General features: G+C 71.0%; 15 protein-coding genes. 8 read left to right on the forward strand and 7 right to left on the reverse strand.

Translation table 11 applies throughout. From position 1 onward, the window contains the following. Positions 1 to 152 precede the first annotated feature (152 nt). Positions 153 to 584 (forward strand): hypothetical protein, encoded by a 432-nt coding sequence (locus ACFOJE_RS14040; RefSeq protein ID WP_377815011.1) that lies wholly within the window; start codon positions 153 to 155, stop codon positions 582 to 584. Between the two features lie 59 nt (positions 585 to 643). Here ACFOJE_RS14040 and galE read toward each other — a convergent pair whose 3' ends face one another. Further along, on the reverse strand, positions 644 to 1,684 hold the full coding sequence (gene galE, locus ACFOJE_RS14045; RefSeq protein ID WP_377815012.1) for a UDP-glucose 4-epimerase GalE: 1,041 nt from the start codon (positions 1,682 to 1,684) through the stop codon (positions 644 to 646). A 421-nt stretch (positions 1,685 to 2,105) separates the two neighbouring features. Between galE and ACFOJE_RS14050 the strand changes: the two genes are divergently transcribed. The 7 genes from ACFOJE_RS14050 to ACFOJE_RS14080 all read left to right on the forward strand — a co-directional run bounded on the left by ACFOJE_RS14050 (position 2,106) and on the right by ACFOJE_RS14080 (position 9,038). Continuing rightward, positions 2,106 to 3,287 (forward strand): glycosyltransferase family 1 protein, encoded by a 1,182-nt coding sequence (locus ACFOJE_RS14050; protein WP_377815013.1) that lies wholly within the window; start codon positions 2,106 to 2,108, stop codon positions 3,285 to 3,287. Next, positions 3,272 to 4,468 (forward strand): UDP-galactopyranose mutase, encoded by a 1,197-nt coding sequence (gene glf / locus ACFOJE_RS14055; RefSeq protein ID WP_377815014.1) that lies wholly within the window; start codon positions 3,272 to 3,274, stop codon positions 4,466 to 4,468. Before ACFOJE_RS14050 ends, glf begins: the two co-directional genes overlap by 16 nt. A gap of 52 nt (positions 4,469 to 4,520) precedes the next feature. After that, complete coding sequence (locus ACFOJE_RS14060; protein WP_377815015.1) at positions 4,521 to 5,675, forward strand: beta-glucosidase; 1,155 nt, start codon at positions 4,521 to 4,523, stop codon at positions 5,673 to 5,675. After that, positions 5,672 to 7,486, forward strand: a complete 1,815-nt coding sequence (locus ACFOJE_RS14065; protein WP_377815016.1) for an ABC transporter ATP-binding protein — start codon at positions 5,672 to 5,674, stop codon at positions 7,484 to 7,486. Before ACFOJE_RS14060 ends, ACFOJE_RS14065 begins: the two co-directional genes overlap by 4 nt. 1 nt (position 7,487) lies before the next feature. Next, entirely contained in the window at positions 7,488 to 7,709 is a 222-nt protein-coding gene (locus ACFOJE_RS14070; RefSeq protein WP_377815018.1) for a KTSC domain-containing protein, read from the forward strand. Between the two features lie 22 nt (positions 7,710 to 7,731). After that, positions 7,732 to 7,947, forward strand: coding sequence for a dodecin (locus ACFOJE_RS14075; RefSeq protein WP_377815020.1), 216 nt, complete (start codon positions 7,732 to 7,734; stop codon positions 7,945 to 7,947). Between the two features lie 95 nt (positions 7,948 to 8,042). After that, complete coding sequence (locus ACFOJE_RS14080) at positions 8,043 to 9,038, forward strand: LLM class flavin-dependent oxidoreductase (RefSeq protein ID WP_377815021.1); 996 nt, start codon at positions 8,043 to 8,045, stop codon at positions 9,036 to 9,038. A gap of 165 nt (positions 9,039 to 9,203) precedes the next feature. On the opposite strand, the gene ACFOJE_RS14085 is transcribed toward ACFOJE_RS14080, so the two are convergent. The 6 genes from ACFOJE_RS14085 to ACFOJE_RS14110 are packed head-to-tail and all read right to left on the reverse strand — an operon-like array spanning position 9,204 to position 16,739. Next, on the reverse strand, positions 9,204 to 10,781 hold the full coding sequence (locus ACFOJE_RS14085) for a hypothetical protein (protein ID WP_377815022.1): 1,578 nt from the start codon (positions 10,779 to 10,781) through the stop codon (positions 9,204 to 9,206). Between the two features lie 47 nt (positions 10,782 to 10,828). Next, positions 10,829 to 11,776, reverse strand: a complete 948-nt coding sequence (locus ACFOJE_RS14090; RefSeq protein WP_377815023.1) for a lysylphosphatidylglycerol synthase transmembrane domain-containing protein — start codon at positions 11,774 to 11,776, stop codon at positions 10,829 to 10,831. Further along, positions 11,773 to 12,513: an SDR family oxidoreductase gene (locus ACFOJE_RS14095; RefSeq protein WP_377815024.1), complete on the reverse strand. Its 741-nt coding sequence runs from the start codon at positions 12,511 to 12,513 to the stop codon at positions 11,773 to 11,775. The genes ACFOJE_RS14090 and ACFOJE_RS14095 overlap by 4 nt, the downstream gene beginning before the upstream one ends. Before the next feature lies 1 nt (position 12,514). Continuing rightward, complete coding sequence (locus ACFOJE_RS14100) at positions 12,515 to 14,005, reverse strand: hypothetical protein (RefSeq protein WP_377815025.1); 1,491 nt, start codon at positions 14,003 to 14,005, stop codon at positions 12,515 to 12,517. After that, entirely contained in the window at positions 14,002 to 15,318 is a 1,317-nt protein-coding gene (locus tag ACFOJE_RS14105) for an FAD-binding oxidoreductase (RefSeq protein WP_377815026.1), read from the reverse strand. The genes ACFOJE_RS14100 and ACFOJE_RS14105 overlap by 4 nt, the downstream gene beginning before the upstream one ends. After that, positions 15,315 to 16,739: a UbiA family prenyltransferase gene (locus ACFOJE_RS14110; RefSeq protein WP_377815027.1), complete on the reverse strand. Its 1,425-nt coding sequence runs from the start codon at positions 16,737 to 16,739 to the stop codon at positions 15,315 to 15,317. The genes ACFOJE_RS14105 and ACFOJE_RS14110 overlap by 4 nt, the downstream gene beginning before the upstream one ends. Positions 16,740 to 16,890: the final 151 nt, after the last annotated feature.

Genomic DNA, 16,890 nt, shown 5'->3' on the forward strand with positions numbered 1-16,890 from the left:
TCCGTTTGCGACCGGGAGCATCCGGCGTCGCCGATATCGCGGATGAATCCGCTCCTGCGCGGCAGCCGCGGCTCCGGCAGTCATCCGGCCGTGCAGTCTGCCCGGGGCTGTGCCTTACTTGTCGCCAGCAATCCTCGGCGAAGGTGCGGACCATGAACATATCCAGGCGCTGGCGGCTCGGTTGGACATTCACGGCGATCCTCGTGCTGCTCGCCGGCTGCAGCTCCGCCTCGCGGAGCGAACACGGCCCCGAGAGCGGTACCAGGGTGCGGGAGGAGATGGCGGTTTCCGAGGATCTGGCGGACAAGGCCGCCGGCACCTATCGGGGCGCCATCGTCTCGAACCGCAAGGACGCCACGCGCAGCGACACCACGGTGACGATCACCCGACTTGAGCGGGACCGGGTGCGCGTCTCGTCGAGCAACAGCCGTCTGGGCAGCGTGGAGGTCCGGCTCAAGCGGAAGGAGAAACAGATCGTCCACGACGGCGGCGATACGCCGTTCGCCCTGGATCTGGATTCGAATCCGCCCATGCTGCTGTACAGCCCGCACCAGAAGGCGGCCTTCAGCGGCCGCAAGCTGTGAGGGGAACCGGCTGACGCCGCGCGAGGCGAGAAGAGAAGTCTCCGCGCGGCGCCCGCGTCTCAGCCGGCCAGGGCCGAGCGCTTCTTCTCCATCCCGTAGCCGTGGGGGTTCTTCACCTGCCAGCGCCAGGCGTCGCGCAGCATGCAGGTCAGGTCGCGCTCGGCGCGCCAGCCCAGTTCGCGCTCGGCCTTGCCGGGGTCGGCCCAGCACTGGGCGACGTCGCCGGGACGGCGGGCGGCGATGCGGTACGGCAGTGGCCGCCCGCTCACCCGCTCGAAGGCGCGGATCATCTCCAGCACCGAATGGCCGCGACCGGTGCCGAGGTTCCAGACCGACGCACCCGGGGTGTCCGCCAGCCGCTGCAGGGCCATGAGATGGCCGCGGGCCAGGTCGACCACGTGGATATAGTCGCGCACGCCGGTGCCGTCGGCGGTCGGGTAGTCGTCGCCGTAGACGCTCAGGCGCTTCAGCCGGCCGATGGCGACCTGCAGCATGTAGGGCAGCAGGTTGTTGGGGATGCCGTCGGGGTCTTCGCCGATCAGCCCGGAGGGATGCGCGCCGATGGGGTTGAAGTAGCGCAGGATGGCGATGGACCAGCGCGGATCGGACTGCGCCAGCCCCTTGAGGACGTTCTCCGCCATCAGCTTGGACTGGCCGTAGGGGTTGGTCGGGATGCCGGTGGGCGCGTCCTCGCGGATCGGCATGCTCACCGATTCGCCGTAGACGGTGGCGGAGGAGCTGAACACCAGGCGGAACACCCCGGCGCGGCCCATCGCCCGGCACAGGGCGATGCTGCCGGCGACGTTGGTCTCGAAGTAGCGCAGGGGTTCGCGCACGCTCTCGCCCACCGCCTTGAGCCCGGCGAAGTGCAGCACGGCCTCGATCGGATGCTGCTGGAACAGGCGGTCGAGCAGCCGGCGGTTGCGGACGTCGCCCTGGACGAACGCCAGACTTCGCCCGGCGAGCCGCTCCAGCCGCGGCAGCACCTGCGCCGAACTGTTGCACAGATTGTCCAGCACCAGCACCTCATGGCCGGCCCCGAGCAGCTCGAGGACCGCATGGGAGCCGATGTAACCCGCACCTCCGGTTACCAGGATCATGGTTACCTCCGAATGGGAGAGGACAGCGTTCGGTCCCCGCAGGCTACCGGCGGCGGTCGGCACAAGCCGCCGCTGCCGGCTGGCCGGGCAACCCCGCAAGACCGGGGGTGGCCGGGCGCCGGGGACCGGATTCGATCGGGCTGAAAGCGGATCGTCCACAGAAATACCGAGGACAGGCAGGCACAGGAGTTCCATGTCTTCCGCCGGGCTGCAGGGGCCGCCACCCCTGGGCTGTACGGGTGCCGAACCGGCCGGCGGGAGGGCCGGAACCGGCGCATCCGACGCCGGTCCACCTTCCCATTACCCGGCTCGGACGCCCACCGGGCGGTGCTGTCGAGCCGACTCCGGAGACCGGGAAACCGCCGCGGTCCGGCCCTGCGCCGCCGGTCGGCGACATTCCCCTACTGGGACGAGGTACGGCATGAGCTGGGCAGGCCCCTTCCAATACGATCTCGGCAAATCAGGCCGGCCGGCGCCGGCGCGGCAACGGAGCTACCCGGCGGACGCGCCCACCCTGCTGTGCCTGTCGCACCTGCGCTGGAGCTTCGTCTACCAGCGTCCGCAACACCTGATGACGCGCTTCGCCGAGGACTGGCCGGTGCTGTTCTTCGAGGAGCCGATCGCCAGCGAGCGCGCCGAACCCTGGCTGGAGGAGCGCGAGGAGGAAGGCGTGCGGGTGCTGGTGCCGCGCCTGCCGCCGGACTGCACCGCAGCGGCGGCGGAGGACGCCCAGCGGCGCCTGATCGACGACTACCTGGCGCGCAACCCGCCGGCACGCCTGCTGCTCTGGTACTACACGCCGATGGCGCTGGGCTTCAGCGAGCACCTGGAAGCCGCCGCGGTGGTCTACGACTGCATGGACGAGCTGTCCGCCTTCCTTGGCGCGCCGCCCGCGCTGATCGAGCGCGAGAACCGGCTGCTGGAGCGCGCCGACCTGGTGTTCACCGGCGGCTACAGCCTGTGGCAGGCCAAGTCCCGGCGGCACGCCAACGTCCACGCCTTCCCCAGCAGCGTCGACCTCGACCACTTCGCCCGCGCCCGCGAGGAGCAGTCGGACCCGCCCGACCAGGCGGAGATCCCGCACCCGCGCCTGGGCTTCTACGGGGTGATCGACGAGCGCTTCGACCTCGCCCTGCTCGACGAGGTGGCGCGGCGGCGGCCCGACTGGCAGTTCGTCATGCTCGGCCCGGTGGCGAAGATCGACCCGGCCCGGCTGCCGCGGCGGAACAACCTGCACTTCCTCGGCGGCAAGGTCTACGACGAGCTGCCGCGCTACCTGGCCGGCTGGGACGTGGCGCTGATGCCCTTCGCGCTGAACGACGCGACGCGCTTCATCAGCCCGACCAAGACCCCGGAATACCTGGCCGGCGGCCGCCCGGTGGTGTCCACGCCGATCGCCGACGTGGTGCGCGGCTACGGCGACAGCGGCCTGGTGCGTTTCGCCGCCAGCCCCACGGCGTTCGTCGGCGCCTGCGCCGCCGCCCTGGCCGATGCCCGCGATCGGGCTACCCTCTGCCGACGGGCCGACGCCCTGCTGGCCGGCATGTCCTGGGACGACACCCGGGCGCGGATGAAGGAGAGGATCGAATGGCTGATGAGCTGAGTTCACGTGGCGACTACGACTACCTGATCGTCGGCGCCGGCTTCGCCGGCAGCGTGCTGGCCGAGCGCCTGGCCGCGGGCCTGGGCAAGCGCGTGCTGCTGATCGACCGCCGCCCGCACATCGGCGGCAACGCCTACGACCAGCTCGACGACCACGGCATCCTGGTGCACCGCTACGGCCCGCACATCTTCCACACCAACGCACCGCGCATCGTCGAGTACCTGTCGCGCTTCACCGCCTGGCGGCCCTACGAGCACCGTGTGCTGGCCGAGGTGGACGGCCAGCGGGTGCCGATCCCGATCAACCGCACCACCCTCAACCGGCTCTACGGCCTCGAGCTGGACGAGCAGCAGGCGGGGGCCTTCCTCGCCGCCCGCGCCGAGCCGGTGGCCAAGATCCGCACCAGCGAGGACGTGGTGGTCAGCCAGATCGGCCGCGAGCTGTACGAGAAGTTCTTCCGCGGCTATACCCGCAAGCAGTGGGGCCTGGACCCGGCGCAGCTGGACCGCTCGGTGACCGCGCGGGTGCCGACCCGCACCGACGACGACGACCGCTACTTCACCGATTCCTTCCAGCAGATGCCGCTGCACGGCTACACGCGGATGTTCGAGCGGATGCTCGACCACCCCAACATCGAGGTCCGGCTGTCCACCGATCTCCGCCAGCTCGACCAGCAGGTGCGCTACCGGCAGATGGTCTACACCGGGCCGATCGACGAGTACTTCGGCCACTGCTACGGCCCCCTGCCCTACCGCTCGCTGCGCTTTCGCCACGAGACCCTGGACCGCGAGCAGCTGCAGCCGGTGGCGGTGGTCAACTACCCGGACGAGCAGGTGCCCTGGACGCGCATCACCGAGTACAAGCACCTCACCGGCCAGCGCCACGCCAAGACCAGCGTCACCTACGAGTACCCCTGCGCCGAGGGCGAGCCCTACTACCCGATCCCGCGGCCGGAGAACGCCGCGCTGTACAAGCGCTACCAGGAGCTGGCCGACGCCATTCCGAGGGTCACCTTCCTGGGCCGGCTCGGCACCTACAGGTACTACAATATGGACCAGGTGGTCGGCCAGGCCCTGGCGCTGTACCAGCGCATCGAGGCGGCCGAACCCGCCCCGCGGCGCGCGGCCGGCTCCGGCCGCGCCGCCCGAACCCGACGGCGCCCGTCCTGTCCGGGCAAGTGACCGCGCGGCGCCCGGCGCCAGCGCCTCATCCAACCAGAAGCAGCGGGATGCGATGTACCGACCCAGCCTGTTCGCCAGCTTCTTCCAGGGCGGCTTCGAGTGCTCCAGCCATCGTCGTCACGACGGCCGGCGCCTCGACCTGATCGCCGCCACCGGCCACGACCGCCATGCGGCCGCGGACTACGCCCTCATGGTCGAGCACGACCTGCTCACCGTGCGCGACGGCCTGCGCTGGCACCTGATCGAGCGCAGCCCCGGGGTCTACGACTGGTCGAGCTTCCTGCCCATGCTGCGGGCCTCCCGCCGGCTGGGCCTGCAGGTGATCTGGGACGTCTGCCACTATGGCTGGCCGGACGACCTGGACATCTGGCGGCCGGCCTTCGTCGAGCGCTTCGCGCGCTTCGCCGCCGCCGCCGCCCGGCTGCTGCGCGACGAGGGCGTCGAGCGGCCCTTCTACTCGCCGATCAACGAGATCTCCTACTGGGCCTGGGCCGGCGGCGACCAGGCGATGTTCAACCCCATGACCCGCGGCCGCGCCCAGGAACTCAAGCACCAGCTGGTGCGCGCCAACATCGCCGCGATCGAGGCGATCCGCACGGTCGAGCCGTGCGCCCGCTTCGTCCAGGTCGACCCGGTGATCCAGGTCCTGCCGCTGCCGGGCCGTCCGGAGAGTGGGGAAACCGCCGAGGCCCACCGCGTGGCCATGTACGAGGCCTGGGACCTGCTCACCGGGCGCGCCTGGCCGGGCCTGGGCGGGCGGCCCGAGTACCTGGACATCCTCGGCATCAACTATTACTCGGACAACCAGTGGTTTCTGGGCGGCGAGACCGTGCGCGTCGGCCATCCGGCCTACCGGCCGTTCCAGGGCATCCTCGCCGAGCTCTACCGGCGCTACCGCCGGCCGATCCTGATCGCCGAGACTGGTGCCGAGGGCGAGGCCCGCGCGCCCTGGCTGCGCTACGTCGCCGCGGAAACCTTCGCCGCCATGCAGCGCGACGTGCCGGTGGAAGGCATCTGCCTCTACCCGGTGCAGGACTACCCCGGCTGGAGCAACGAGCGGCACTGCCCGACCGGCCTGATCGGGGTGCCCGACAGCCATGGTCGGCGCGAACTCTACGTCCCGCTGCAGACCGAGCTGCTGGCCCGGCAGGCGGCGCTGGCGCGCCTGCTGGACGATCAACCGAACTCCCCCCATCACCTGCCATGAATCCCAAACCCAAGAAGACCGCCACCCGGCGCAAGCCCAAGCCGCTGATCCTCCCCGGCCAGCCGGTGCCCTTCCTCTGGCGCTACCTGCGCCTGCGGCCCTGGCACTTCGGCTTCATGTTCCTGCTGATCTTCTCCGCCTCCAGCTGCGCGGTGGCGGTGCAGTACGGCATGAAGCTCCTGGTCGACGCCCTGGCCAGCAACGACCGCCAGCACGCCGACGTGTGGACGCCGCTGGCTTTGTTCCTCACCCTGATCGTCGCCGAGAACGGCCTCTGGCGCATGAGCGGCTGGCTCGGCTGCCGCACCGTGGTGTCGAGCTGCGTGGACATCCGCGTCGAGCTGTTCCGCTACCTCACCGGCCACCCGATGCGCTACTTCAACGAGCACTTCGCCGGCGCCCTGGGCAACCGCATCACCGCCACCGGGATGGCCGCGGGCAACCTCTACGGCGGCTTCGCCTGGAAGATCATGCCGCCTCTGGTGGACTTCTTCGGCGCGGTGGTGGTGCTGTTCACCGTCGACTGGCGCATGGCCGTGTCGCTGATCGTCGCGGTGCTGCTGGTGGCCATCCTGATCACCGCCTACGGCATCCGCGGGCGGACCAAGCACCAGCGCTACGCCGCCCAGGCCGCCCAGGTCGGCGGCGAGCTGGTGGACGCGGTGTCCAACGTCTGGACCATCAAGGCCTTCTCCGCCCGCGACCGCGAGAGCGACCGCCTGGCGCAGAGGATCGGCCGCGAGGCGCGCGCCCACCGCGGCAGCTGGATGTACATGGAGAAGACCCGCGTGCTGCACGACGTCTGCCTGTCGCTGATGGCCGCCGGCATGCTGGTCTGGGCCATCCTGCTGTGGCGCGCCGGCAGCGTCACCGCCGGCGACGTGGTGCTGGTCAGCACCCTGACCTTCCGCATCCTCAACGGCTCGCGCGACCTGGCCCTGGCCCTGGTGGACGCCGTGCAGCAGCTCGGCGCCATCGCCGACACCCTGCGCGTGATCGTCCGTCCCCACGACCTGAAGGACACCCACCTGCCGCTGCCGGAGGTGGACGGCACCATCGACCTGATCGACGTGAGCTACAGCTACCCGGACGGCCGCCAGGTGTTCAGCCACCTCAACCTGCACATCCCGGCCGGGCAGAAAGTCGGCCTGGTCGGCCCCAGCGGCGCCGGCAAGTCGACCCTGGTGCAGCTGATCCAGCGCCTGGACGACGTCAGGGAGGGCTGCATCCTGATCGACGGCCACGACATCCGCCAGGTCAGCGTCGACAGCCTGCGCCAGATGATCGCCGTGGTGCCGCAGGAGACCGCCCTGTTCGCCCGCAGCATCCGCGAGAACATCCGCTACGGCCGGCCGGACGCCAACAACCGCGAGGTCGAGGAGGCGGCGCGGCTGGCCTACTGCGACAGCTTCATCCGCGAGCTGCGCTACGGCTACGACACCCATGTCGGCGAACGCGGCGCGCGCCTCTCCGGCGGCCAAAGGCAGCGCCTGGGGATCGCCCGGGCCTTCCTCAAGGACTCGCCGATCCTGATCCTCGACGAGGCCACCTCGGCCCTCGACACCCGCTCCGAGGCGGAGATCCAGGTGGCCCTGGCCGACCTGGTGCGCGGCCGCACGGTGCTGGCGGTGGCGCACCGGCTGTCCACCGTGGCCAACTTCGACCGCATCCTGGTGCTGCAGGGCGGCAGGATCGTCGAGGACGGCCCGCCGGCCGAGCTGCTCAAGCGCGACGGCCTGTACGCTGCGCTGTGGAAGATGCAGGCCCACGGCTTCATGCACGACCCGGAGCTGCCGCCGGAGGTGCACTGAGATGCGCCGCGAGCCGGTGGATTCCTCCTGCCTGCGCGCCCTGGGCTACGACGAGCAGAGCCGGGTGCTGGAAGTGGAGTTCCACAGCGGCGGGCTCTACCGCTTCGAACAGGTGCCGCCGGAGGCGGTGCGCGCGCTGCGCGCGGCCAACTCCCTGGGCCGCCACTTCAACCGCGTGTTCAAGACCTATGCTTTCCCCTACCGCCGCCTCGACCGCGGCTGAACCCCACGCACCGGAGAAGGCCATGTCCGACCACCACACCTACAAGAAGATCGAGCTCGTCGGCTCCTCGCGCAGTAGCATCGAGGAGGCCATCGACAACGCCCTGGCCGAGGCCGCCAAGACCCTGTCGCACCTGGAATGGTTCGAGGTGATCGACACCCGCGGCCACGTGGTCGACGGCAAGGTCGGACACTACCAGGTCACCCTGAAGGTGGGCTTTCGCATCGCCGACAGCTGACGTTCCTGCCGTGCCGGCCGGGCGGTCGCCCAGGCTCCGTTTTTCTGGTTTAGCCTCAACGTCTTACCCGCCGCCGGCGGCTCAAGGAGCGCTCCATGCCACGCTTGGCAGACACCCCCTTTTCCGTCCTCGAACTGGCGCCGATCCGCGACGACGGCGGCCCGGCCGAGGCCCTGCACAACGCCCTGGTGCTCGCCCGTTATGCGGACATGCTCGGCTTCACCCGGTTCTGGGTGGCCGAGCACCACAACATGCCGGGCATCGCCAGTTCGGCCACCGCCGTGCTGGTCGGCCACCTCGCCGCCGGTACCACGCGCATCCGCGTCGGCTCCGGCGGCATCATGCTGCCCAACCATGCGCCGCTGGTGATCGCCGAGCAGTTCGGCACCCTCGCCACCCTCTATCCGGGGCGCATCGACCTGGGCCTCGGCCGCGCGCCGGGCTGCGACCCGCTCACCGCCCGCGCCCTGCGCCGCGACCGCCTGGGCAGCGCCGACGACTTCCCGCAGGACGTGGAGGAGCTGCAGCGCCTGCTCGGCCCGGCGCAACCCGACCAGCCGGTGATCGCCATGCCCGGGGTCGACACCAACGTGCCGATCTGGCTGCTCGGCTCCAGCCTGTTCAGCGCCCGGCTGGCGGCGCAGAAGGGCCTGCCCTTCGCCTTCGCCTCGCACTTCGCGCCGCGCTACCTGCACGAGGCGCTGCGCGTCTACCGGGAGAACTTCCGCCCCTCGCCGGCGCTGGACAAGCCCTACGTGATGCTCGGCGTGCCGATGGTCGCCGCGCCGACCGACGAGGAGGCCGAGTTCCTCGCCACCACCCTCTACCGCCGCGTGCTGGCGCTGATCCGCGGGCAGAGCACGGTGCTGCGCCCGCCGGTGGAGTCCATGGCCGGCCAGTGGCTGCCCCACGAGAAGGAGGCGGTCGGCGAATTCCTCGGCCTGGCGGTGGTCGGCAGCCCGGAGAAGGTCCGTGCGCGCCTGGGGGTGATCCTCGAGCAGACCGAAGCCGACGAGCTGATCTTCACCTGCGACCTCTACGAACAGGCCGACCGCCTGCGCGCCTTCGAGATCCTCGCCGGCTTTCGCTGAGAAGCGGCCCGCGATCCGCCCCGCGTCGGGCGCGCCTACGGGCACCGAAGCCCGGCCCTGCGGCCTTTGCCGCCAGGGCCGCCGTAGGAGCCGATTCATCGGCGATCCCCGTCACTGCCCAGGCATCGCGAATGAATTCGCTCCCACCGGAACGTTGCCGACGGCTCAGCGCCCCGGACCGGCGCCGGCCCGTTCGGTCGCGGCGGTGGAGGTCGGCGTCAGCAGGTCGCGGCAGTCCACCAGGCGGGCCGGCCGGAAGACCTCGAGCAGGTAGTCGCGCAGCTCCGGGTCGACGCTCGGCTGGTAGACCTTCTCCGGGGCGAGCAGGGATTTGCGGAAATTCCAGTCGACGACGTAGCTGCCGCTGAGCGCGGCATCGAAGGCGGCGCGGCTGGGGAACGGGGTGAAATCGAGGACGCAGCGCTGGTCGGCGTGCATCTGCACCCGGGCGAGGAACTGGGGCAGGGATTCCCGCCGCTCGTAGGGCGCCATGCCGGGGAGCAGCAGCTTCACCCCGTCGCCGTAATAGAGGTAGACATCGGCCACCACGTTCGGCCCCAGCGACGGCACACCGAAGACGAAGACCACCCGGGCGTCGGTCGCCGGGCGCAAGCGGTAGTCGGCCAGGCCCGCCCAGGGCGCCTGGAAGGTGCCGCTGCGCAGGGCCTGCAACGCCTGCGGCAGCAGCGAGCCGTGCAGCACCAGTATGGAAAACAGCCCGCAGGCCAGGAGGCCGATCACCGGCTGGCGGTCTTGCTCCCGGTTGCGCAGCCAGAGCCCGGCCAGCGCGGCCATGACGAACACCACGCCGTAGCCGAGGGTGCGCGAGCCGAACAGGTCGAACTGGGTGGACACCCGCAGGCCGTAGGCCACGAGCAGGTAGCCGATGCCGCAGAGCAGCAGGAACAGACAGGCGCGGTCGGCCGGCTCCCCGCTGCTGCCGGCGAAGCGCACGGCACGGAAGGACAGGGCGAGGAACACCAGGAAGGACGCCGCCACCGCCAGCGCGTTCTTGGCCAGCGCCTGCACGAAGACCAGCGAGAGGTAGGCCAGGGACTCCGGCGCCGGTATCCGCTCGAGGCCCGAGCCGTAGCCGGTGACGGCGGCGTTGAAGCTGTAGTAGCCGAAGAAGAACGCGCCGGCGACCAGGAAGGCCGGCAGCGACTTCAGCGCGACGCGCCGGCCGAAGGCCAGCCAGGTGGCGAGGAACAGGACCGAGGCGAAGGGGCCGAAGAAATAGCGCGACAGGCAGCCGATCAGCAGGAACAGCGACAGCAGGACCGCGTAGCCGTAGCCCCGCTCCTGCCGGGCCAGGCGCGCCACGCAGAACAGGGTGCCGCAGCAGGCGAAGAGGAACAGGTTCTCCGACCAGGTGTAGCGGTACAGGTGCAGGGTCAGCGGGTTGAGCACGGCCAGGGCGGCCGCCGGCAGGTTGCGCAGGGCGTCGGCCAGCAGCAGGAAGCCCCCGGAGAGCAGCAGGAAGTTGACGAGCTTGCTGCCGACCAGCAGGCTGCCGATGTCCGCCGACGGCGCGCTCAGGGCGATGGCCATGGGGTAGCCGCAGGGGAACACGGCGAAGTACTCCCCGGACAGCGAACAGCCATGGCCCTGGCGCAGGGCCTGGGCCACGTGCAGGTACTTCCAGGAATCCGGGGTGATGAAGCCGAAGGCCGCGGCGAGCAGGGCCGTCAGCAGCAGGATCAGGATCACCGTCAGGTAACAGAGCACTCGTGCGCGGGTCATCTTGCTTCCCTCCCGATCGTGGATGGGCCCGGGCGCCGGACCGCCCCTCACCGGCCGGACCGGCTGCCCGATAGCGCCAGGACACCGATCCCCACGGCGAACCATAGGGTCGCCAGACGGATCAGCACGGTCGCGGCGATGGCGTCGGCCGCGGCCATGCCCTGCCACGCCAGCAGGGCGACCATCACCGCCTCGGCGCCGCCCAGGCCGCCGGGCATGAAGCTCAGGGCGCCGGCGAGCATGGCCAGGGCGTAGACGAAGAGCGCGAAGGCCAGCGGCACCTGCGCGCCCATCCCGCGCAGCACCCCGTAGAAGGCCAGGGCCTCGGCGCCCCAGGCGAGCAGACCGAGCAGCGTGGCGGCCAGCAGCAGGCCGGGCCGGTGGCAGCGCCGCGCCGCCTGCAGGACCCAGAGGGCCTGGCGAGTCAGCGTGGCCAGCCGCCCCGACGTCCCGCCCAGCGGCGCCAGCAGCCGCTCCAGCAGGCGGCCCTGGCTCAGGGCCGCCAGACAGACCAGCCCTAGGACCAGGCCGGCGACGATCAGCGGCCGGGCGTCCGGATGGCGGCCGAGGCCGAACAGGGCCAGCAGCGCCACGGCGCAGAGATCGGACAGGCGCTCGCTGAAGAAGGCGGCGAAGCTCTGCGCGTAGGGCACCCCCCAGGGCTTGAGCAGCACCCCGCGCAGGGCCTCGCCGGCCTTGCCGGGGGTGGTGGTCAGGGCGAAGCCGGCCAGGTAGATGCGCAGGCTCGGCCGCCACGCCAGCCTCTGGCCGAGGGCGCCGAGGTAAAGCTGCCAGCGCAGGAAGCGCAGCCCGTAGTTGGCCAGCGCCAGCAGCAGGGCCAGGCCGATGCCGGAGGCGCCGACCCGGGCCGCCGCACGGACGACCTCCGCCCAGCCGCCCCACAGGGAGAAGCCCAGGTAGCCGGCGGCCGCCAGCAGCACCGAGAGGATCAGGGCGCGGTAGCGCCAGCCGGAGAGGTGCAGGGCCTGGCTCACAGGTTCAGCCTCTTGAACAGCGGCTGCGGGATGCTGCGGATGGCCAGCATGATCGGCGCCCAGAAGCCCGGCGCGTAGAGGGTCGAGCTGCCGCGCTCGATGCGCGAGACGATGCGCCGGGCGACCTGCTCGGGGCTCGCCAGCAGCGCCGCCGGCAGCGGCAGGCCGCGGGTCATGGGCGTGTCGACGAAGCCCGGCTTGATCGTGACCACCTGCACCCCGGCCCGGAACAGCCGCGCCCGCAGCCCTTCGCAGAAGGTCGAGACCGCCGCCTTGGCCGCGCCATAGAGGTAGTTGGAGGGACGCCCACGGTCGCCGGCCACCGAGGAGATCACCGCCAGGGTGCCGCAGCCCTGGGTCTCCAGCTGGCCGGCCAGGCGGATCAGCAGGGCGACGACCGAGCCGCCGTTGTTGGCGAACTCCCGCATGGCCAGCGCCACGTCCTGCTCGCAGGCCTTCTGGTCGGGCAGCGTGCCGTGGGCGATCAGGGCCAGATCGATCTGCCCCAGGCTTTCCAGGCAGCGTTCGAGCATGGCCGGATGGGCGTCCAGATCGGTGGCGTCCATCCGGTAGGTGGTCACCGCCGCGGCACCGCGGGCGCGCAGGTCGGCGGCGGTCTGCTCGAGCTTCTCCGGGTTGCGCCCGACCAGGAAGAAGGCGTCGCCCTGCGCCGCCCAGAGACGGGCGCAGGCCGCCGCGATGGTGGAAGTGGCGCCGATGATCAGGATGTTCTTCATGTCAGTACCAGTGGATGCGGAATTTCCGCTCGGGGTTGTCCTGGCGATAGCGCTGCAGCACGCCCTGCAGCTTCCCCGCGGCAGCGGCGTCGGTGGCGTAGAGGGCCACGGTGTCGCTGGCCGCGGAGACCCTCGGGATGGTCAGCCGGAGCTCGGCCACCTTGATCCAGTCGGCCGGCCGCTGCGGGAACCAGGCGTCGTAGACGAAGGCGTACCGGACGCCCTTGGCCGCCATCAGCCGCCCGATCCACTCCGCGCCCGCTCCGGACTGGCGCAGCCTGAGCGCCTCCAGGCTGCCGAGGCCCCACAGGTCGAGGACGTAGCGCTGCGAGCGCAGCGAAACGAGGCCGAGGTCGTTCACCGCCACCGGCTCGTCCAGCCGCCGGACGATGTCGGCCGTGGCGTACTGCTGGTTGTGGATGGCCGCGGAGGCGAACGGCGTGCTCAGGGTGGCGTAGACCAACCCGGCGAAGGCCACCGGCAGCAGGCCGAAGGCCACTGCGGCGCGCCGGCCGTCGAGACGGCTGACGGCGACGTAGACGAAGAAGATTCCGACGAAGGTCAGCCAGTAGATCTCGTAGCGCCCGCCCATCCGCCCGAAGAACAGGTGCAGGAAGGTCGCAGAGAGCAGCAGCAGCACCAGGGCCCGCCGCCGGTGCAGGTAGGCGCAGAGCAGCAGCACGGCCAGCACCAGCCAGCCGTACTTCTTGAACTGCTCGACGGCGTTGAAGACCACGGACGAGACGCCGTGGGTATCCAGCTTCAGCAGCACGGAGGAAGGCAGGTAGCCGAGCCCCAGGTGCCGGAGGAACAGCGAGAAGAGCGCGACCGCCAGCGCCAGCAGCGCGCCGACGACGACCGGCTTCGCCCCCTCCCCCTTCAGGACCAGGTAGGCCAGGGTAGGAACGGAAACGGCCAGCCCTTCGTAGCGGACCAGCGGCAGCACGAGCAGCGCCAGGTAGAGGGAGAAGGCCGGCGCGCGCCCCTGGAACTCCCGGCCGATGACGCCCCGGGCGATGAGCGCGACCAGCAGGATCTGCAGGCTGTGCTCCATGCCGCTGAAGATCAGCCCGTAGAAGTTGGTCGCGAGCAGGCAGCCGCCCAGGATGACGATCCGCCAGCGGTGGCCGACGTCGCGCAGCAGGTCGTCGAGGATCAGCAGGGTGCCGAAGGCGAACGCCAGGTTCAGCAGCAGCGGCGCGTACTCCACGGCGGCGTCGCCCAGCGCGGCGAACGGCGCCAGCAGGAACGGCCAGAGGATGCTGGAGGACGGCGCCGAGTACTCGTCGGCGTTGATGCCGTAGTGCCCGGCGAAGATGTTCTTCGCCAGCTTGATGTGGATGTAGGGGTCGTCCAGGGTGTAGACCAGCTCGCCGCCGTTGCTCAGCAGCATGGAGGCGAACAGCGCCGCCACCGGGATCAGGAAGAGGAACACCACGACCGGGGCGGATGCCCGCACCCGGCCGAGCGCGCTGCGGATTGCCTGGTTCATTGCCGGGTCACCCTTTGCCAGAAGCGGGACTCGAGGGTCGGGTCGCGCAGCGCCTCCAGCCGCTCCCAGGCCGGGTAGGCGCGGCGGAAGTCGCTGCCGCTCATGTGCGCGTCCTTGGCCGGGTAGAGCCGTCCGCCGGCCTCGCGGACGATGGCGTCCAGGCGGGCGAACAGCCGCCCGAGCGCGGCGCGCTGCGGGAAGTCCAGCGCCAGCGAGGTGCCCGGCAGCGGGAAGGACAGCAGCCCCGGCGAGGGGACGTCGCCGCAGCGCTTGAGCACGGCGAGGAAGGAGCCCTGCCCGGACTCGCCGATGGCCCGCAGCAGCTCGCCCACCGCCGGCTCGGCGCCGGCCTCGGGGATCACGCACTGGTACTGCTGGAAGCCCGGCCGGCCGTAGATGCGGTTCCAGTTCAGCAGGCGGTCCAGCGGGTAGAAGAACGGCTGGTAGCCGCAGCGCAGGCGGCTCGGCGCGGCCGGCTGGCGGCGCCAGTGCAGCTCGTTGAAGGCGCGCAGGGACAGGCGGTTGATCAGCGACACCGGCGGCGTCAGCGGCACCCGCAGCCGGGTCGGCTCCTCCACCTCCAGACGGCCGTAGCGGGCGTGCTCGCCGACGCTGTAGATCCCGCGGCCGGTGCGGCTGCCGCAGGCCAGGCAGTCGATCCAGGCGACGCCGTACTCGTGCCGCTCGTCCAGTTCGGCGGACAGGGCGAAGAACTCGGCGAGGCCGCCGAAGCGCTGCTGCCGGCCTTCGATGCGGCTGGCGCGGATCGGGATCAGGCGGATCTCCGCCCAGACGATCACCCCGGTCAGGCCCAGGCCTCCGACGGTGGCGGCGAACAGCTCGGGGTTCTCCCCGGGCGAGCAGGTCAGCAGTCCCTCGCCGTGGCGCAGCAGGCCGAAGCGCAGCAGCTGGCTGCCGAAGGTGCCGCGCCGATGGTGGTTCTTGCCGTGCACGTCGTTGGCGATGGCGCCGCCCAGGGTGGCGAACTGGGTGCCCGGGGTGACCGCCAGGAACCAGCCGCGGGGAATGGCTGCGGCGAGGACTTCGCCCAGGGTCGCGCCGGCCTCGGCGCGGACCACCCCGGCCTGCCAGTCGGCCTCGATGAGGCGGTTCAGGCCGCGGGCCTGCAGCACGTGGTCGCTGGCCGCCAGGCAGCTGTCGCCGTAGCTGCGGCCGTTGCCGAAGGCCAGGGTGCTGCCCTGGCTGCGGACCAGCCGTTCCAGGGCGGCCGCCAGCTCGTCGCGCCAGTGGCAGGCGTGCCCGGTCTGCGGCAGGCGGGGATAGCGGCCCCAGGAATAGAGCGGCCCGCTCATGTCGCCGCCCAGAACACCAGGCCGAACAGCGCGCAGACCATCAGGCTGACTCGGTCGCGCACGGCGAACAGCACCGGGTCCTCGTGCATCAGGCCGCGGAAGGTGATCATCCACACCCGGGTGATCCAGAACAGCAGCAGCGGACAGGCCAGCCAGAGCAGAAACGGCCGGGAATAGAGCGCGGCGGTGGTCTGGTCCTGGGTGTAGAGCGCCAGCACCATCACCGCCATGTAGCCGGAGGCGGCGCCCAGGGTGGAGAACATCTCCAGGTCGTCCGGCGAGTAACCGCGCCCGCCGGTCCGCCCACTGCGCCCCTGACGCCGCGCCTCGCGCAGCTCGGCGTAGCGCTTGACCATGGCCAGGCTGAGGAAGATGAAGGTGGCGAAGGCCAGCATCCAGAAGGTCAACGCCAGGCCGAGGGCCGCCGCCCCGGCGACGATGCGCAGGGTGTAGAGCAGCGCCAGGACGATCACGTCCACCGCCATGCGCCGCTTCAGCGCCAGCGAATAAGCCAGGGTCAGCCCGTAGTAGGCCAGCAGCACGCCGGCGAACGCCCAGGGCAGCAGCCAGAGGGCGCCGGCGAAGGCCAGCCCGAGCAGCAGTGGGAAGGCTACCAGTCCGGACTCGATGGACAGCCGCCCGGCGGCGAACGGCCGGTGGCGCTTGGCCTCGTGTCGGCGGTCGTCGGCCAGGTCGAGCAGGTCGTTGAGCAGGTAGACGCTGGAGGCGCACAGGCCGAAGCAGAGGAAGGCCAGCAGGGCCTGCCAGATCAGCGCCAGGTTGCCCAGCTGGTGCGCCGCCAGCAGCGGCACGAAGATCAGCAGGTTCTTCGCCCACTGGTGCAGGCGCATCGCCCGCAGCCAGTCGCGCAGCCTTGCCGGGTTCGAGCGGATCACCCGCTCGACGTTGCCGCGGGCCTTGGCGCGGCGCTCGACCCCGCTCTCCGGGTTGATCACGTAGGCCTGGCGGGCCGCCGCCCAGACCGGGATGTCGTCGCGGGAGTTGCCGGCGTAGTCGAAACCGCCCTCGCCGTAGTGCTCGACCAGCAGGTCGCGCTTGCGCCGGGCCGACAGGTTGAGGTCGGCGCGGGTGGCCAGCACCTGGTCGAACAGCTTGAGGTGCTCGGCGATGCGCTCGGCCAGGCTGTGATGGCAGGCGGTGGCCAGCACCACGGTGCGCCCGGCGCGGCGCTCGGCCTCGATCAGTTCGATCACCGCCGGATCGTAGGGCAGCACGCTGACGTCCAGCTGGGTGGCGCAGGCCAGGTTTTCCTTCAGCGCCGCCTTGCCCCGGGCCAGCCAGGCGACCGGCTTGAGCAGGCGCAGCGGCTGGCTGCGCACGAAGGCCATGCCGGTTTCCAGCAGCAGATTGGAGCGAAGCAGCGTGCCGTCGAGATCGACGACCAGGGGTGGGATAGCCATGGCGACACTTCCCGGAATGTGCCGGTATCCCTTCCAGCGGGTGAATCCAGGAAAGCCTACGAACGAAAGTCGGGACTGCGGCGCACTCTCAGGCTTTCAACGCCTTAAAAGTAATACCGAATGGGGGGATTGCGACCTCTCCTGACCAAAG

The sequence above is a fragment of the Azotobacter bryophylli genome (assembly GCF_042643485.1).
Lineage (GTDB): Bacteria > Pseudomonadota > Gammaproteobacteria > Pseudomonadales > Pseudomonadaceae > Azotobacter > Azotobacter bryophylli.

Excerpts from the sequence above, each read along its gene's own strand:
- ACFOJE_RS14040 (WP_377815011.1), top strand. The coding sequence starts at position 153 with ATGAACATATCCAGGCGCTGGCGGCTCGGTTGGACATTCACGGCGATC.
- galE (WP_377815012.1), bottom strand. The coding sequence starts at position 1,684 with ATGATCCTGGTAACCGGAGGTGCGGGTTACATCGGCTCCCATGCGGTC.
- ACFOJE_RS14050 (WP_377815013.1), top strand. The coding sequence starts at position 2,106 with ATGAGCTGGGCAGGCCCCTTCCAATACGATCTCGGCAAATCAGGCCGG.
- glf (WP_377815014.1), top strand. The coding sequence starts at position 3,272 with ATGGCTGATGAGCTGAGTTCACGTGGCGACTACGACTACCTGATCGTC.
- ACFOJE_RS14060 (WP_377815015.1), top strand. The coding sequence starts at position 4,521 with ATGTACCGACCCAGCCTGTTCGCCAGCTTCTTCCAGGGCGGCTTCGAG.
- ACFOJE_RS14065 (WP_377815016.1), top strand. The coding sequence starts at position 5,672 with ATGAATCCCAAACCCAAGAAGACCGCCACCCGGCGCAAGCCCAAGCCG.
- ACFOJE_RS14070 (WP_377815018.1), top strand. The coding sequence starts at position 7,488 with ATGCGCCGCGAGCCGGTGGATTCCTCCTGCCTGCGCGCCCTGGGCTAC.
- ACFOJE_RS14075 (WP_377815020.1), top strand. The coding sequence starts at position 7,732 with ATGTCCGACCACCACACCTACAAGAAGATCGAGCTCGTCGGCTCCTCG.
- ACFOJE_RS14080 (WP_377815021.1), top strand. The coding sequence starts at position 8,043 with ATGCCACGCTTGGCAGACACCCCCTTTTCCGTCCTCGAACTGGCGCCG.
- ACFOJE_RS14085 (WP_377815022.1), bottom strand. The coding sequence starts at position 10,781 with ATGACCCGCGCACGAGTGCTCTGTTACCTGACGGTGATCCTGATCCTG.
- ACFOJE_RS14095 (WP_377815024.1), bottom strand. The coding sequence starts at position 12,513 with ATGAAGAACATCCTGATCATCGGCGCCACTTCCACCATCGCGGCGGCC.
- ACFOJE_RS14100 (WP_377815025.1), bottom strand. The coding sequence starts at position 14,005 with ATGAACCAGGCAATCCGCAGCGCGCTCGGCCGGGTGCGGGCATCCGCC.
- ACFOJE_RS14105 (WP_377815026.1), bottom strand. The coding sequence starts at position 15,318 with ATGAGCGGGCCGCTCTATTCCTGGGGCCGCTATCCCCGCCTGCCGCAG.
- ACFOJE_RS14110 (WP_377815027.1), bottom strand. The coding sequence starts at position 16,739 with ATGGCTATCCCACCCCTGGTCGTCGATCTCGACGGCACGCTGCTTCGC.